Source organism: Lentibacillus halodurans, assembly GCF_900112045.1.
In the GTDB taxonomy this organism is placed as follows: domain Bacteria; phylum Bacillota; class Bacilli; order Bacillales; family Amphibacillaceae; genus Lentibacillus; species Lentibacillus halodurans.
Genome location: NZ_FOJW01000004.1, coordinates 52,835 through 68,874, shown reverse-complemented (window position 1 = coordinate 68,874; position 16,040 = coordinate 52,835). Strand labels below are relative to the sequence as shown.

Here is a 16,040-nt window from a genome sequence, read left to right as displayed (position 1 = left end):
AAAACAGATGCACCTTAACCTTAAAGTGTAAAAAGCAGTGTGACCTGCTATATCACACCGCTTATTCATGGTTTTCTGCTTTTGTGGGAATCCGGTCGTCAACGACAGCGAATTTCCCTCATTTACAGCGGTTTGATCAATACTTTAACGATGGTACACACGATAGCGAACGTAGACATGTCAGCGACTCCTGAAAATAACCCGTTCACGAATCGTCCTTTTGGCTTATATATTCATCCGGCCGTCCGCCGCCATGCGTACTGTTGTTTTTATATTGGCTTTTGCGCCCGTTTCGATGCTCACCATGGTTTTTATTTTCCTTGAATTGGTTGTTCTTATTCGGCATCTTAACTGCACCCCTTTCCATCAACGTTATCATTTGGAACAAGGGCTTTCCTTATTCGTCCTTATCTTTACTGCTCTTTACTTTTCATAAAATCAAGTACTGCTTGATCGATTTTCCCCTTCTCTAATTCACGTCTCTCGAAATTTTCTGTGTGAATGAATGATGTAAGCTGCTCATAAAGTGTTTGGTCCTCTACATTTTTTTTGCCCAAGAACCCGAGTCTATACAAATGCGTTATAATTTCTTCCCGTACCGTTCCTTTGACATCCAAAATGTTTTCCGGCTTGGTTATCCCAAAATAAAGCTGATGAAGATAATAGATTCTAATCAATTCTTTGATTGGATTCGAGTGATCGTCAACCCGTAAATCGACGTAGCGGTTATTTGTCCCTAAATAGCCACCTTTTTCTTTCACGACATAAATAGCAGCAGCTTGTTTCCCTCGCCTATCTCCGCCTGCTGCCTGACCAGCATCCAGGGCTTTAAGTAATCGCTCTGCCAGGGAGCCGTCGGATTGTTCAAACGTATCCCCCATAGCCTCAACTGTTTCTTGACTTACCAATATGTTCCCCTGAGCAGCATAATGCTTTCCTGTCTGACCGCCAGCCCAATCATAGCATCTGTCGCCGGTAAAAGTGGCAGCATTGCCATTTACATCAACAATCCCTGCTTGGCGATCTGCCTTTCCCTCATCTTTTGAAATTAATGCGTCAATTGTTTCCTGTGCCGTTTTTCCTTGTTCCAATAGATGCAGCCCGTCAGGTCCATATGTAGGGTTTGCAAAGGCTTGTGTAGCAATTGCTCCAACTCCCGCCTTAGCCCATGGCACCACAGAACCAACTCCGATAAATTTTGATTGCACGGCAACACCAAGTTCTCTTGTTTGCGGATCAAAACCTGCGATCGAAAATGTCATTTATGTCCTCTCCTTTTATTTTTCCCTCCTAATAACTTCGACAAATAACGCCTGCATCCTTTTTAAAAGTATAGATAATGGGCATTGGATATATTTTTTCTAATGAGCATTCATTTGCTGTAATTGGGAAAAATGAAGGATGTGCCAACAATCGATGAAGGAGCCTATTCATGGAGGAATTGGATTTACATCATATTTTTTCACTCATTCTTATATTGGTCATGATTGCTGCCGGCATTACAGCAATTGCCAAAAAATTTGATCGGCCCTATCCGATTGCGCTTGTCATTGTCGGTGCCATCATTGGTCTAGTGAATGTCCCAGTCCTTGAGCCGTTGAAAGATTTTATAACAGAAGGAGAAGTTTTTAATTTTGCTGTGATTACGCTGTTTTTGCCTGCACTGCTAGGGGAAGCTGCATTAAAACTGCCATTCTCACAACTGTTTGATAACAAAAAGCCCATTCTTTTATTGGCTTTCGGGGGGACCTTTCTGTCATTCATCGTGATTGGCTTTTCCTCCTTGTGGCTTTTGCAATTATCCATTCCAGCTGCATTTGTATTTGCAGCCGTCATGAGTGCTACAGATCCTGTTAGTGTTTTGTCCATTTTTAAAGCTCTTGGCGTCAACAAACGGCTTTCCACTGTGATTGAAGGAGAAAGTCTGTTTAATGATGGACTCGCTGTTGTCCTTTTTAATATATCTGCTTTTTCATTGCTTACTTATGCTGGACTTGGGATAGAAGGGGCTGGTCTGGGTTTATGGGAATTTGTTAAAGTAGTCGCACTGGGGCTGATGATCGGGGGAGCCACTGGGTATATTGCTTCACGGGTAACAAGGTATTTTGATGATTATCCGCTTGAAATTATTTTTAGCATCATTCTGTTTTACGGTACTTTTTTACTGGCCGAGAATATTGGTGCATCCGGTGTCATTGCTGTTGTTGTTTCAGCACTGACGCTAGGGAATTACGGGTCCAAAACCGGCATGAGTCCGACAACGAAACTCAATATCAGCAATTTTTGGGATGTCGCAACACTGCTTGCCAATTCGCTCGTCTTTTTAATGGTCGGGCTGGAGATTACCCGGATAGATGTGTCTGACAGATGGGGACTTATTTTTATGGCCATTTTGATTGTGCTTGTGGCCAGAAGTACCGCTGTTTATATCAGCACGTTATTTACCGGAAATATGCCGGCTTCTTGGAAGCATATTCTGAACTGGGGCGGTCTGAAAGGATCTTTATCCATTGCACTCGTGCTCAGTCTGCCGAGAGATTTTGAAGGGCGCGAGGAAGTCCTGATTTTTGCTTTCAGTGCAGTATTATTCTCACTTGTCTGTCAGGGGCTAACGATCAAGCCGTTGCTTGACTGGCTTGGTGTCAATAAACAAGACAGTGGCTTTGAAGCGTATGAGGTATTGCTGGCACAAGCGTACCGGTATGAAAATGCTATGCAGGAAATAACAAGGATCAAGGATAATTTTCGAATTTCAGATACTGTAACAAATGAAATTGCAGCGAATTATCAGCAAAACCTTAAGACCATCCAAGCAAAAATTGAACAGACTTTACAGGAGAATCCAGGTTTAAAGGAAAAACAGCAAAACACCATCCAACGGCATTCGCTGTACGCGCAGCATGAAGCGGTTGAGATTCTTGTCAAGGAAGATATCATTTCCAGTGAGGTTGCTGAGCAAGTGAACGAACAAATTATGGATAAACTGGCAGAATTGGAAAGTGACCATTAGAAAAAACTTGGCATTCACCTGAGCTTATAACGAATGCCAAAGATTTTGTGCGAAGATTCATTTTCAGTGTCGTGAATTGATTGCCACCTGATACTTCGTCGGATACCTGCAGATATTAAAATAACCCAAATACTGATACTACTGCAAATCCAAAGACTGCGAGCAGCACCGATCCGATAAGACCTGCCGTAAATGATTTGATTCCAAGACGCCGGAAAGTGCCAATATCAACTGTCAACCCCAGCCCTGCCATTGCCATCGCAAGCAGCAAGTAAGCGGCATTGACAACCTGGTCTGCCACCTGTTCCGGAATCATCCCCAGTGAATGAATGCCACTTACAGCCAGGAATCCAAAAATAAACCATGGTATTGTTGACAAGGAAAATTTGCTCCGGTCTGAATGCTTATCACTTCTTTGGAACAGATAACCAATGATCAGTGCAACTGGAACAAGCAGTGCCACACGCGTTAACTTAACAATAACAGCGATGTCAACGGCTTCATCTCCTCCTGCTGCAGCTGCCGCGACGACATGAGCGATTTCATGCAGCGTTCCACCAGCAAAAACACCAAATCCATCCTGCGACATGTCAAAAACCGAAAATAAAAATGTATAGACGAGGGTGAACAATGTGCCAAGTACGGCAATTGTTGCGACCCCGACAGCTGTTTCGTCGTCTTTCGCCTTCAATTGCGGGGCAATCGCAACAATGGCAGCCGCACCGCATATAGCTGTACCGCTCGCTGTAAGCATTCCCAGCTTTTTGTCAACGCCCATCCAGCTAGAAATCAGATAGACAGTGACCAGTGCAAAAGTCAGATTAAGCGCAGCAATTGTAAACGCACTCCAGCCGGCTTCGTATATTTCCACCAGATTCAGCCGCATCCCAAGCAGAATAATACCAAGCCGCAGCAATTTTTTACTCGAAAACGTCACGCCTGGCATAACATTTGCACGAACACCGATTGCTGCCCGCCAGGCAATACCAATCAATATGGCTATCACAAGCTGACCCATAATCGATAAAAACGGAAATTGGGATAAAAAGTGAGCGATCAGGGCAATGACAAGTGTCATTATGATTCCCTTGAGAAATAAAATGGATGGGGATTTTGTTAATAGCTGTTTCATTGGTGCACACATCCTTTTTACTTACTGTTCCCATAAAAAATGCTCTCTTTTTACTTTATCGGTGACTTTATGATTAGTAAAATACATATATATAATTATTGTCATTAATATTTATAATCATTAGGCGGGGATAAGGATGTACTATGATGCACTGAAGACGTTCGTTACGGTTGCGGATAAACAAAACTTCACGAAAGCGGCAAAGAAATTGCGAATCTCCCAGCCTAGTGTCAGCTTGCATGTCAAAAACCTTGAGGAAGAATTTCAGACGGCTTTATTCGTTCGAAACCCGAAAAAGCTGACAATCACGCCAACCGGGGACATGTTGTACGACCGTGCTAAACAGATTCTTGCGATGTATGAACAGACACGGCAGGACATCCTTGAACATCATCATGCGGTAAAAGGGGCGATCCAAGTTGGTGCCAGTTTTACAATTGGTGAGTATATTGTGCCTTCTTTATTCATGAAGATACGCGAAAATTTCCCCGATCTTGGCCTTGATCTGGAAATTGGCAATACGGCAGAAATCGTTCAGTCGGTAAGACGGCTAAACGTCGATATTGGTCTGATTGAAGGACAGTCCAATGATCCGGGGCTGCTGATTCAGCCTTTTATGGAGGATGAACTGTTTGTTGTGGCCCCTTCTGATCATCCGCTTGCCAGAAAGCATGAAGCAGACATAACCGATCTCCATCACGAAACATGGATTGCCCGGGAGGAAGGCTCTGGTACACGAAAATATCTGGATCATGTCATCCGCTCGAACGGACTTCAGGTTAAGTCGATGATTACAATCAGCAGCAATCAGGGGGTAAAAGAGTCGGTGATCCACGGACTGGGGCTGTCCCTTTTATCAAAAAGTGTAGTAGAACGAAATATGAAACATAACGACCTTGCGATGATTCCGATCAAAGGACATTCATTTAAACGGCGATTTTCTTATGTCTGTTCCCCTATTATGGCCAAGAAAAGGAATGTGGAAACATTTATGGAAATAGTCAATGAATGGGGCATATGATATGGTACAAAAGTAACCACCCTTTACATCAGGGTGGTCAGTCAACTTTTACAGCTCTATGTTTAATCCAATTCCTCCGCAAGCGCACGTCCTGCTTGCCGACCGGAAAACAGGCAGCCACCAAGAAACGTCCCTTCCAATGCTCGGTAGCCATGCAAGCCGCCACCGCCAAAACCGGACACTTCACCTGCAGCATAGAGACCAGGGATCGAATCTCCTTGTTCATTCAGCACCCTGCCAGACAAATCCGTCTGCAGGCCACCTAAAGTTTTGCGGCTTAAAATATGCAATTTGACTGCGATTAGCGGCCCATTTTTCCGGTCGAGCAGTTTATGCGGAGCTGCAACCCGGATTAGCTTATCACCAAGATATGTACGAGCCCCCCTAATGGCCGTAATTTGCAGGTCCTTCGTGAATTTATTATCCATTTCCCGGTCACGTGCCTGTACCTGGCGTTTGACATGGTCAATATCCAAAAGCCTCTTACCAGTCAGCTTATTCATGCCGACGACCAAGTTCTCAATGTTCTCAGCAATCACGAAATCCTCGCCGTATGCCTTAAACGCTTCAACCTGATCGGGGGCACCTGGCAGAACTCTGCTTAACAGCTTTTTGACGTCCTGTTCAGTTAAATCAGGGTTTTGTTCAGATCCCGACAATGCAAATTCCCGCTCAATAATACGCTGTGTCAGGATGAACCATGAATAACTGTATCCCGTCTTTTGGATTACTTCAAGCGTTCCAAGCGTATCGAAACCGGGAAAATTAGGTGCTGGCAGCCGATTTCCTTCTGCATCGAACCACAGTGAAGACGGCCCGGGAAGAATCCGTATGCCGTGTTTTGCCCAAACCGGATGCCAATTTTTGATTCCCTCGGTATAGTGCCACATCCGATCACGGTTGACAATCCGTCCGCCTGCTTGTTCAGTAATCGAAAGCATCTGTCCATCAACATGTGCCGGAACGCCGGAAATCATATGATCAGGTGGCGACCCCAGACGGCTCGGCCAATTTCTCCGGATTAACTCAAAATTGGCACCAATGCCACCGCTGGTCACCATAACGGCTTGTGCGTGATACTCAAACGTATCAACGACTTCTCTGGAACTTGGCTCCCCTCGTTCGACTGAACTTGGTGCAAGGACTGATCCCTGTACACCGGTAATTGCGCCTCTATCCAGCAATAGTTCATCAACACGATGCCGCGGCAAATAGTCGACAGTTTTGTTTGTCATATGCTTCCGCACACGTTGTTCAAATGGTTTGACAAGTCCGGGGCCAGTTCCCCAGGTAATATGAAAGCGCGGCACCGAGTTGCCATGTCCCGCTGCATCATAGCCCCCACGCTCTGCCCAGCCGACTACCGGGAAAAACTTTACGCCCATCTGACGGAGCCACTCCCGTTTTTCACCAGCTGCAAAGTCAACATACGCCTCTGCCCATTTTCGTGCCCAGTAATCTTCATCATTTTCCCGATCAAACGCTGCTGTCCCCAGCCAGTCCTGCCAAGCCAATTCTTGCGAGTCTTTCACGCCCATCCGGCGCTGTTCCGGTGAATCGACCAAAAACAAACCGCCGAATGACCACCAGGCCTGCCCGCCAAGTGAGGCCTCAGGTTCCTGATCAAGCAGCAGTATTTTTTTACCCGCATCCGCCAGCTCTTTCGTTGCGACCAACCCAGCCAGTCCGGCTCCAACCACGATTACATCATGATTTGTCATGTTATCTCCCTTTCTATGTATAGGGTTAACTCTAACATTATTTAAAATTTTTCAAAAAGTCAATGTAGGTTGTCCCATAGTGGAGAAAGGTCTCGTCCCCGGACAAATCCGCCGCAACACCAGTATTTGACTAAATTGATATATCCAATACAAAAAACCTGCCAGAACTGTTCACCAGAGCAGGGGTTCATTCCTGAAGATACCAGTTATAGAATCAGCTACCGCCTGATTCAAACAAAGTGACCTCATAAAAGTTGCCAGCAGCAGATTTTTCCATGCTACTTTCGACAGACCGCTATTCCAAGTGGATAATGTTCATCCTGACCATTGACAGGCTTAATTAATCCACCACGCTGAACGTAAAATGTTTTTGCTGCATATGCCGGAAACAAATCCCGAAACTCATCGGCCGTCAGCTGATGAACATGAAATGGGGACCCGCACGGCTTGCCGCGCCCTTTGCCAAAAGGCGTTGATAACACAAGTGTTCCGTCAGATTTCAGCAGATTATAAACATTGGCCAGAAATCGTTCCTCCTCCGCAACGTGCTCAATCGTTTCAAAACTGACAAGGCAATCAAACTGACCGAGTTTTTCCGGCAAACCTGCATCCGTTACATCACCCTCCATGAATGTCGAGTTTGGATGCTAATAATTACCCCGGGCGTAGTTCACCGCCTTCCAGTCAAGATCAATCCCGACAACTTTATCAACACAACCTTTCCCCTTCTTGGCAAGGATATGAGTTCCATACCCCGTACCACTGGCAAAATCAAGCACAAGTCCATAAACATATTCGCTGGCAAAAGGATATCTTGCCACATGCTCAATCAGCAGTTCATTGGTTATTTTCATGTTTTCGGGAATAACATGTTCCCCTGTATCTTTTATCACTTCAGTTCACCGCTTATTCTTTATGTTTCTTTCAGTTTGGCTTTTTGAGGTCTGCGGGCTGATACAGCACAAATGACACCTGCGATTGGAAATAAGAGTGACGTCAGCAACACCGGTGTGTATTGATGAAAGATATCGAACCCTGCGCCGAATGGTAATGGACCCAGCGATGAGCCGATCACGACCATCGTCATGCCTACCCCATTAATACTGCCAACATATTTCCTGCCAAAATAATCCGGCCAGATAACATTCATGCCGATCCGTTCCAAACCATTGGCGATCCCCCATACTATACCAAACATGACTGCCATCAGCATACTATTCGTGATCAGAAGCATTAATAAAAAAATGATTTCAATCACAAAGACGCCGGCGAGCAAATAGTTGGTTGGTACTTTTTCCGTAATAAAGCCGGAAATGAGCGACATCGGCATTCCAGCAAAAGCCATTAAACTTAACACCATTGCAGCTGCTCCAGGTGACAAACCATTCGTATCGAAAATGGAAATAATATGAAAGGTAATCCCGGTATTGATCATCGCCGGTATGCCAACACTGATCAAAATGCCCCAAAAAGCCCAAGTGCGCATCGCTTCTTTCAGCGTCCAATCCTCTTCCGATTCAGGCAGGGACGTGGTGCCCATCACTGGTTCTGTTTCCGCATCCTGTGGCACTTTATGCCCGTCTGGCTCGAGTCCCATTTGTTCCGGCCGATTGCGGACACCAAACAAGGCAAATGGAACAAATACCACGAGCAGCATAACACCCCAGAATCGCCATGCCATCTGCCAATCCCATGTTTGGATAAGCCAGGTATTCACAACCGGAAACAGCATCGCACTAATAAAACTCCCCATGGTCATGAAGCTGAATGCACGTCCTCTTTTCTTCACAAACCATTGGGCAACAAGCGTATTCGGAATCAATGACATTGTTCCCTGCCCAAGCAAACGAACTAAAAAGAAGCCGATCGCCAGCATGAACATATTCGTAACCATACTGTTAAAAAAACAAGCCATTGCAAATATGATACCGACTGCGACCATCATAAACCGCTGTCCAAACCGGTCAATAAAACGGCCCACAAACATCATGGTCAGACCGGCTATAAGTGTTGCAGTCGAGTATAAACTGGAAACCTCTGTCCGCGACCAGCCAAAGTCATTGATATATTCATCAATAAAGGCTGAGTTCGAATACGTCTGGCCTGGTCCTGAAAAGAAAATACCCAAACCGCCGATAAATACAATAAACCACCCATAGTAAAACGTTTGAAAAAACTTTTGTCTGCCTGTCAACGATCCATCCCCCTTAAAGCCAAAACTCCTGCTGTAATACAATCTAACGTAAATTTTACTGCAAATGAAAAGCTGAAACAATAAAAAAACCAGGCTTTCAGCAAGTATGTCTAGTGAAAGTCTTTGTATTTATCAGGTCTACCGTTCTTAATTTCTGACGTTATTAGAAAAACTTGGCATTTGCTCTGTCTTATAACGAGTAAGGGTCCCATTAAAATGGTTAATTCATCCTCGAATATACCCTTTTAAGCAAACAAAAAATAACCGTGAGGCCTGAGAAAGGAGATTATGATGGATCAAGACCGCGCACAGGAAATCATAAATTCCATCGCCATGATAAACGTGAAATATCACGGGTTTCCCGTATATTTAAAAGAAATAAATCCTGAACAGGAGACTGCAACTATTTTTCCGCTTGATGAGATGAATCACGAGCAGGAAGTTGAATTAAATGGCTTGTTTGAAGAAGGTCCCTAAGCAAGTTTTGAGTTCAAACACATCAGCGGAATCAGGATATCAACCAAAATTTGGCTTGATAAACCAAATTCGAATTTTATAGACCGAACCTCAGCTTTATCAACCAAAAATGACCAAATGGTAAATAACAGCAGCTTATCAAAGCATTCCATGGAAGGGAGGTGGCCTGATTGAACAGACAGCGTGCGCTGGAAATTGCGCAATCAGCAGATATGAAGCATGTTACCTATAACGGACATCCAATTTATATCCAGCATGTGAACGACCAGCATACCGCTCGGATTTTTGCCCTTGATGACCCTGAAAACGAGTTTGATGCACAACTAGCTAAACTAAATGAAAATCAATAAAAGGGAGAGCGCTTTGCTGTATATTTCCATCAATATTTCATCATGAAAGTGGTAAGTTAAGTTAAAACAAGTAAAAGGAGAGCTCATATGAAACCATTCAGATGCTTTATGATGCTTATGGCTATTTTCATCATAGGGCTGGCAGCATGCAATAATGAGCATGCTGCAGATGATCAATCCCGTACTGACGTGGATGAGAATCAGCTTCCAATCTCAACGATACGAACTGATTCATCCAGTGATGAGTCCGGACCTGATACCCAGCAAATCGGGTTTGATGAAGGAACAGACAATCAAACTGGCTTCATAAGTCAAAATGACAACTTTGATGGATTTAACGGAAACACACGTAATGAAGGGCCACTCAGCGGTAATGCCCGTGACCCCGGAAGAGATCAGGATCAGCAGCTGCAAGAACGAAACATGCAGAGACAGGACCCGTTACAACCAGAGCAAGATCAGCCGGAAAACGGGAATGAAACGGAGCAAAATCAGTCCCCTCAACAGCCGGGCGATCAAGATAATGATCAGAATCAGTCACAGCAAGGCATGAGTGAGTACGCCTCTAAAGTGATTGCTTTAACCAATGAAGAAAGAAGCGAACAAGGGTTATCATCCCTGAAAGTAAGCAAACCATTAAGCCGGGTTGCCCGAAACAAATCGGAGGATATGCATGATAAAAATTACTTTTCGCATACAAGTCCAACATATGGATCACCATTTAATATGATGAAGGAATTCGATGTTACATTCCAGTCAGCGGGGGAGAATATCGCCCGGGGACAACGTTCTCCACAACAGGTTGTCGATGCCTGGATGGAAAGTGAGGAGCATCGGAAAAATATTATCGATGAATCATTCACCCATATCGGTGTCGGGTATACAGAAGATGGACGTTATTGGACGCAGATGTTCATTGAAAAATAACGAATACTAAGATAAAGCCATGTTCACTGCAGCATGGCTATCTATGTCTGTATACACAAAACAGTACTTTTGACAGAGCCCAATAAAAAAGCTAATGTCTACATATAAAACCCGATTAATTATATCGGAATAGATATCATATACAATATGGTAATGGGGGATCTTTCATGAAGACAATTTGGAGATCGTATATTGAAGCATCTCTGATTTTAAAAATTACAGTCGCACTTATTCTTGGTATTACTGTCGGCCTGATTTTTGGCGAAGATACAGCTGCAGTGGCTCCGTTTGGGGATCTTCTGCTTCGGCTTTTGCAATTCCTAATCGTTCCGCTCATCTTATTCACCCTAATCGTTGGGGTTAATCAGACACGAATAGGCAGCCTTGGACGAATGGGTGGAAAGGTGTTTGTCTATTACTTACTGACATCGGCATTTGCCATTATTGTCGGAATATCTGTAGCAACCATATTCAATCCTGGAACAGGGATGACGCTTGATGCAAATGAAACATTTGAAGTGCCGGAGAACCCCGGCGTCGTCAGTGTTTTACTGAATATCGTACCAGATAATATTATTACAGCATTCAGTGAATTGAACCTGCTTGGAATCATTTTTACAGCACTCGCGTTCGGAATTGCCATATCAGCTCTTCGGTCATCTGAGTCAAACAAAGAGCTGGGTGAAACAGTGTATAAAGTCATTAATGGACTGAATGAAGCTACCTTAAGCATCATGAAGGTCATCATTCAGTACGTACCGGTAGGAGTTTTTGCCATTGTGGCAGAAGTGGTCGGTAATCAGGGTGCAGATACATTGTTAGAATTAGGCAGCATGGTCGGCGTCCTTTATGTAGCTTTAATTGTTCAGATTATGTTTTACATCGTTTTCATGGTGTTCTTCAAAATTAATATTAAAGACTTTTTCAGACATGGGCGCACACCTATGATAACAGCATTTGTAACCCAGAGCAGTTCCGGTACATTACCACTCACACTTAACGCTGCCAGAGGATTAGACCTGTCGAAAAGTCTCTATGGGTTCAGTCTACCGCTAGGAGCAACGATTAATATGGACGGTGCTGCCATCCGTATTGCTGTCTCGGCTGTATTTGCCGCAAATGTGATTGGTGATCCGCTAAGCTTTGCAGAGATACTGCAAGTCGTACTGATCGGTACGTTGGCATCGGTTGGCACGGCTGGTGTTCCGGGTGCGGGTATTATCATGATTGCAACGGTATTTGCTCAGGTTGGACTGCCAATGGAAGCGGTCGGCTTATTAACCGCAATTGATGTACTGGTCGGCATGGGCTGCACAGCACTAAATATTACCGGTGACCTTGTCGGAACAAGCCTGATTGATAAAACTGAAAAGACACGGGAAAGCAAACAGAAAAGAGCAACGTAACATGACGACATCTCCCTGCTACCGGGGAGATGTTTTTTCTATTACAATGAGTGAATCACACTCAATAAAGAATAGTGATTTTCTATATGTAGTCTGAAAGGAATTTTTTCATTATATCAAAAAAGAATCCCGGACCAGGATTTCATGGATTGTAACTTTTAATCCTCGAGAAAAATTTAGACAACATGAAATACATAAGTGCCCCAATGAGCACCCCGCCAGAGTCATCCGCCGCTTCAGCGATTGGATTTTACGTGTCCCCCCGGAGGAATTGAATGCTTCTTCGTTCATACCGTTTTGCAGTCTCTTTTCCTTAGCATTCTTATGTTTGATAAAGCCCGGTTTTTAAAAGGTTCATTTCAACTTTGAAGTTGTACATGACTTCTTCGTCCGATAAATTCCGGGCAAATTTCTCAACAAAATTGCGGACAACAACAGACATAAGGATTTGCATCACATGGAAAAATTCCTTCTCATCGGAAAGATTCAGTTTTCGTTTATCAATGAATGGACTGATTTCCTTGAATTCTTCACTGTTTTTCTTATCGCTGAAAACCCTTAAAAAGGAATCTTCTATTTTATACGTCATATTCAAAAAGGTGTTTTTCATAAAATTGAAGTTTTCACCTTCTGTAATGGCTGTCTGAAAAAATACCGTTATCGCTTCGATCAGATCACCGTCATGTGTTTTCAGCAAGTGAACAAAGTGGTCTTTTCGCCTGCTGGAAAGATCATTTAACAGGAAGAAAAAGGCATCTTCCTTATCATCAAAGTATTGATAAAAGCTGCCGCGTGGTATGCCGGCTCCTTTTACGATATTGGATATAGAAGCTTTGTATAGTGGCACTCTCGAAAATTCCTTTTCAACAGCAGCGATTAATGTTTGTTTCTTCTCTTCGGGTAAATTATAAAATGTCTGTTTCGGCATTGTCCTTCCCCCCTGTTGCTTTATTGTCGTTTTGTCGTGTTCAAGGTGCTAATGCCAGTTTTTCATAATGCTTGTATAAGGCATGGAATTTTCCGCTGTAACGCTTTTTCCACGGTTTTTTCTTTCCGCAGAAGTGAAGAACGACGGTATGATGAATAACGTAATCCATATCGCAGATCCCGTTCGACTTGTTTTTATAATGGCTATAATACCGTGTATCATAGTTGTATAATGTTTCGTCAAGGTTTTTTGTATTTTTCGAAAAGAGGGCATTTAAAATATCCTGATCCGGCATGATTAATCTCGCACGGTTTTTCTCCACAAATTGATAAATAATCTGTTCGTCAATCTGCTGCCGCTGCTCCTCCAGATTCATCAGCAGTACACCAGAATTATAGTAGGCCTCAATGTCATAAGGTGCCAGCCGCAGCTTATTGAATTCATTAACCGACATCTTGTTATGGTAAGCTGCTGCAAACAGATAGCCCATTAAATTTGTTTGATAAAGTTCCCTGATCGGATTAATCACCAATATATCCGGGTCCAGATATAAAATGCGCTCAAGCGATTCAGGCAAAAATTTAAAGGCAAGCAGCCGATAATACATTTCTTTCGTATAATAGGATTGTGCAGGCGCGTCCTTGAAGTATTCATCCGAAATGTAAATAGGTCTCAGTTCGCTGCCATGTATGTCAATGTAATGATTTAATTCATCCAAATCTGCTTGTTCGAGACTTGAGTGCATCAGATAAATGGTAAACGTTTCATCCTGATTGTTCAAAAACAATGACTTAAGTGCAACCTTTAAAGGCTTGAGATAGTTGGTATCCAATGTGACCAGAATATTCATCCGATTCATCACCTCTTCTCAGGTAAAGTGCCGTATATCAGCATCATATGACATACATAAAGTCTTCATGAGACGGTCATTTTAACTCACGATGATGATACACTTTTCGAAAGCTCCTATTCGCCTCGACTTATAGCAGGGGCCGAAGTTTTCCTTATCAGGTCATTCATAGCTTATATTTTTGACATTACAAAACATCATATAGAAGAAGAGCCACTTATCAATTACGATTGCGGGCAATCATGATAAATTTCAGCAATTGAAGGACAGCGATCAGCGTACTGGCAAGATAAGTTAAAGCTGCCGCACCCAATACTTTGCCGACACCTTTTTCCTCCCTGTTTGAAATCATTCCAAGCTCCACAAGTTTGTTTTTGGCCCGCCTGCTGGCATCGTATTCAACCGGCAGTGTGACAACCTGAAAGAGAACGGCTGCCGAGAACAGAATAATACCAATGGTGATCAGATTGGTTATATCAAGGAATAAACCACCGAGCAGCAGCAATGGTGCCATCTGTGATCCTATATTGGCAACCGGAAAAATCTTATGACGCACAACCAGCATCGAATAGTTATTGGCATGCTGAATGGCGTGACCAACCTCATGGGCAGCAACAGACACAGATGATATGGAGTTCCCGCTGTACACAGCATCCGATAAGCGGAGCGTTTTCTTCGTCGGATCATAGTGATCGGAGAGTGTCCCGCCGCGTGCACGCTCAATGTTAACTGATGAAAGACCTTCCTGATCAAGAATCCTCCGTGCTGCCTGCAGACCGGTCATCCCGGAAGAAGCCTGAACCTTCGAATATTCCTCAAAATTCCCCTTTACTTTTGTCTGTGCCCACATAGTCAAACCAAATGCGATGATGATTAAAAAATCCATTGGATGGAAAAACATGTTGTATCGTCCTCCCTACTTACTGCTAGGTGCCCGAGTTTATTGAAAAGATGGCTTTTCCAGATGAAGTTCATTACCTATCAGGTCTTTTGCAAAGTTGAGCATCAATTCCCTGCATTTGCAGTTTCTGAACCAAACGCTTTAGTTTTTCTTTCTCAATATGTGTAACGGTCAAAATTTTATTACACTCCCATGAATGTGACATCGTGTCATTCCATATAACTTAATCATAAATGACATCATGTCATATGTCAACCAAAAGTGACACAGTGTCATTTTTTGTCATTAAAAAATACCTTTGCAGTTAAAGGCATTTTTTATAACGTCAGAAAATATCACTTATGAACTTATACGAAGAACTCTGGCGCAGCCTCGCGCTTTTCTAACCTGATCGGACAAAACGCTGAATTTTTTATTCATCAATAAACACAGTTAAAACTTTTGCCCCGTCATTATCTACTGGGATAAACAAGTGAGGCTTTACACCCTTGAAATAGCTGGTATCCCCTTTTTCCATGTAATGTTTTTGACCGTCATAATAGAGCTCAATGGCGCCTTCAACGATATAAATAAACTCATCCTGGGAATGTGTATATGGCTCGTGACGGACATTAAAATCTTTAGGAGTAACATGGACAATCGTCGGTTCAATCCGTGAAAAGCGGGAACGATTAGCAAGCAGCTCAAACGAATAGCCCATATTCTCATCATCTGCACTGATTCGTCTGTCCGCTTTAGGAAGCAGAACCAGATCTGTTTCCGGATGACCGTCCAGCACCCAGGAAAGCGGCACATCCAATGCTTCCGAGATTTTTGACAACGTCGCAACAGCTGAAGATGTCTGACCATTTTCGATTTTGGACAGCAGGCTTTTGGAGATACCGCATTGATCCGCTATCTGCTGCTGTGTATACTTGCTTTTCAGACGGGCTCGTTTCAGTTTTTGGCCTATATTTCGAAGATCTATGGTAACTCGCTCCTTTCGCCCAGCACATGTACAATGTTCTTTATCATAGGATAGATGAATTTTTCCATTATGGCAACAGAAAATCGTTGATGGTTGAATACGCTGATACCTGGCCGGATTTCTTTTCACTGATAAAATGCCGATAGACATATAGAA

The 16,040-nt window shown here is 43.4% G+C and carries 17 protein-coding genes; 6 read left to right on the top strand and 11 right to left on the bottom strand.

Annotation, left to right across the window (positions count from 1 at the left end):
• Positions 1-205 precede the first annotated feature (205 nt).
• Together BM195_RS18255 and BM195_RS06025 are read right to left on the bottom strand one after the other, a co-directional pair.
• Entirely contained in the window at positions 206-346 is a 141-nt protein-coding gene (locus BM195_RS18255; protein WP_170848165.1) for a hypothetical protein, read from the bottom strand.
• 67 nt (positions 347-413) lie between these two features.
• Positions 414-1,262 carry a DUF1028 domain-containing protein gene (locus BM195_RS06025; RefSeq protein ID WP_090235155.1) on the bottom strand — a complete coding sequence of 283 codons (849 nt, stop codon included), beginning with the start codon at positions 1,260-1,262 and terminating at the stop codon, positions 414-416.
• Positions 1,263-1,432: 170 nt separating this feature from the next.
• On the opposite strand from BM195_RS06025, the gene BM195_RS06020 reads away from it, so the two are divergent.
• Positions 1,433-3,010, top strand: coding sequence for a cation:proton antiporter (locus BM195_RS06020; protein ID WP_090235153.1), 1,578 nt, complete (start codon positions 1,433-1,435; stop codon positions 3,008-3,010).
• Positions 3,011-3,125: 115 nt separating this feature from the next.
• Here the strand turns inward: BM195_RS06020 and BM195_RS06015 are convergent, their stop codons facing one another.
• Positions 3,126-4,142 (bottom strand): YeiH family protein, encoded by a 1,017-nt coding sequence (locus BM195_RS06015; protein ID WP_244535682.1) that lies wholly within the window; start codon positions 4,140-4,142, stop codon positions 3,126-3,128.
• 136 nt (positions 4,143-4,278) lie between these two features.
• Here BM195_RS06015 and BM195_RS06010 point away from each other — a divergent pair, with 136 nt between their 5' ends.
• Positions 4,279-5,163, top strand: coding sequence for a LysR family transcriptional regulator (locus tag BM195_RS06010; RefSeq protein WP_090235147.1), 885 nt, complete (start codon positions 4,279-4,281; stop codon positions 5,161-5,163).
• Positions 5,164-5,225: 62 nt separating this feature from the next.
• On the opposite strand, the gene BM195_RS06005 is transcribed toward BM195_RS06010, so the two are convergent.
• The 4 genes from BM195_RS06005 to BM195_RS05995 all read right to left on the bottom strand — a co-directional run bounded on the left by BM195_RS06005 (position 5,226) and on the right by BM195_RS05995 (position 9,078).
• A complete protein-coding gene (locus BM195_RS06005; protein ID WP_090235144.1) occupies positions 5,226-6,884 on the bottom strand; it encodes an FAD-binding dehydrogenase in 1,659 nt (552 codons plus the stop codon).
• Between the two features lie 278 nt (positions 6,885-7,162).
• Positions 7,163-7,513 (bottom strand): class I SAM-dependent methyltransferase, encoded by a 351-nt coding sequence (locus BM195_RS18965; protein ID WP_342028017.1) that lies wholly within the window; start codon positions 7,511-7,513, stop codon positions 7,163-7,165.
• 18 nt (positions 7,514-7,531) lie between these two features.
• A complete protein-coding gene (locus tag BM195_RS18960; protein WP_342028016.1) occupies positions 7,532-7,777 on the bottom strand; it encodes a class I SAM-dependent methyltransferase in 246 nt (81 codons plus the stop codon).
• A 20-nt stretch (positions 7,778-7,797) separates the two neighbouring features.
• A complete protein-coding gene (locus BM195_RS05995; RefSeq protein WP_090235141.1) occupies positions 7,798-9,078 on the bottom strand; it encodes an MFS transporter in 1,281 nt (426 codons plus the stop codon).
• Between the two features lie 291 nt (positions 9,079-9,369).
• Between BM195_RS05995 and BM195_RS05990 the strand changes: the two genes are divergently transcribed.
• The 4 genes from BM195_RS05990 to BM195_RS05975 all read left to right on the top strand — a co-directional run bounded on the left by BM195_RS05990 (position 9,370) and on the right by BM195_RS05975 (position 12,238).
• Entirely contained in the window at positions 9,370-9,555 is a 186-nt protein-coding gene (locus BM195_RS05990) for an H-type small acid-soluble spore protein (protein WP_090235137.1), read from the top strand.
• Positions 9,556-9,725: 170 nt separating this feature from the next.
• Positions 9,726-9,905, top strand: coding sequence for an H-type small acid-soluble spore protein (locus BM195_RS05985; protein WP_090235133.1), 180 nt, complete (start codon positions 9,726-9,728; stop codon positions 9,903-9,905).
• Positions 9,906-9,992: 87 nt separating this feature from the next.
• Positions 9,993-10,832 carry a CAP domain-containing protein gene (locus BM195_RS18490; RefSeq protein ID WP_244535681.1) on the top strand — a complete coding sequence of 280 codons (840 nt, stop codon included), beginning with the start codon at positions 9,993-9,995 and terminating at the stop codon, positions 10,830-10,832.
• Between the two features lie 167 nt (positions 10,833-10,999).
• Entirely contained in the window at positions 11,000-12,238 is a 1,239-nt protein-coding gene (locus BM195_RS05975) for a dicarboxylate/amino acid:cation symporter (protein WP_090235130.1), read from the top strand.
• 322 nt (positions 12,239-12,560) lie between these two features.
• Here BM195_RS05975 and BM195_RS05970 read toward each other — a convergent pair whose 3' ends face one another.
• From BM195_RS05970 to BM195_RS05955, 4 genes are all read right to left on the bottom strand, one after another.
• Complete coding sequence (locus BM195_RS05970; RefSeq protein WP_090235126.1) at positions 12,561-13,166, bottom strand: TetR/AcrR family transcriptional regulator; 606 nt, start codon at positions 13,164-13,166, stop codon at positions 12,561-12,563.
• A gap of 40 nt (positions 13,167-13,206) precedes the next feature.
• Entirely contained in the window at positions 13,207-14,016 is an 810-nt protein-coding gene (locus tag BM195_RS05965; RefSeq protein ID WP_090235124.1) for a glycosyltransferase family 8 protein, read from the bottom strand.
• Between the two features lie 220 nt (positions 14,017-14,236).
• On the bottom strand, positions 14,237-14,917 hold the full coding sequence (locus tag BM195_RS05960; protein ID WP_090235122.1) for a zinc metallopeptidase: 681 nt from the start codon (positions 14,915-14,917) through the stop codon (positions 14,237-14,239).
• Between the two features lie 412 nt (positions 14,918-15,329).
• A complete protein-coding gene (locus tag BM195_RS05955; protein WP_244535680.1) occupies positions 15,330-16,034 on the bottom strand; it encodes a helix-turn-helix domain-containing protein in 705 nt (234 codons plus the stop codon).
• Positions 16,035-16,040: the final 6 nt, after the last annotated feature.

What these genes read in the sequence shown, in the direction of transcription:
- BM195_RS05990 (WP_090235137.1), top strand. Translation starts at nt 9,370, where the DNA reads ATGGATCAAGACCGCGCACAGGAAATCATAAATTCCATCGCCATGATA.
- BM195_RS05970 (WP_090235126.1), bottom strand. Translation starts at nt 13,166, where the DNA reads ATGCCGAAACAGACATTTTATAATTTACCCGAAGAGAAGAAACAAACA.
- BM195_RS18490 (WP_244535681.1), top strand. Translation starts at nt 9,993, where the DNA reads ATGAAACCATTCAGATGCTTTATGATGCTTATGGCTATTTTCATCATA.
- BM195_RS06025 (WP_090235155.1), bottom strand. Translation starts at nt 1,262, where the DNA reads ATGACATTTTCGATCGCAGGTTTTGATCCGCAAACAAGAGAACTTGGT.
- BM195_RS18255 (WP_170848165.1), bottom strand. Translation starts at nt 346, where the DNA reads ATGCCGAATAAGAACAACCAATTCAAGGAAAATAAAAACCATGGTGAG.
- BM195_RS18965 (WP_342028017.1), bottom strand. Translation starts at nt 7,513, where the DNA reads ATGGAGGGTGATGTAACGGATGCAGGTTTGCCGGAAAAACTCGGTCAG.
- BM195_RS06010 (WP_090235147.1), top strand. Translation starts at nt 4,279, where the DNA reads ATGTACTATGATGCACTGAAGACGTTCGTTACGGTTGCGGATAAACAA.
- BM195_RS05960 (WP_090235122.1), bottom strand. Translation starts at nt 14,917, where the DNA reads ATGTTTTTCCATCCAATGGATTTTTTAATCATCATCGCATTTGGTTTG.
- BM195_RS05955 (WP_244535680.1), bottom strand. Translation starts at nt 16,034, where the DNA reads ATGTCTATCGGCATTTTATCAGTGAAAAGAAATCCGGCCAGGTATCAG.
- BM195_RS06020 (WP_090235153.1), top strand. Translation starts at nt 1,433, where the DNA reads ATGGAGGAATTGGATTTACATCATATTTTTTCACTCATTCTTATATTG.
- BM195_RS05965 (WP_090235124.1), bottom strand. Translation starts at nt 14,016, where the DNA reads ATGAATATTCTGGTCACATTGGATACCAACTATCTCAAGCCTTTAAAG.
- BM195_RS06005 (WP_090235144.1), bottom strand. Translation starts at nt 6,884, where the DNA reads ATGACAAATCATGATGTAATCGTGGTTGGAGCCGGACTGGCTGGGTTG.
- BM195_RS05975 (WP_090235130.1), top strand. Translation starts at nt 11,000, where the DNA reads ATGAAGACAATTTGGAGATCGTATATTGAAGCATCTCTGATTTTAAAA.
- BM195_RS06015 (WP_244535682.1), bottom strand. Translation starts at nt 4,142, where the DNA reads ATGAAACAGCTATTAACAAAATCCCCATCCATTTTATTTCTCAAGGGA.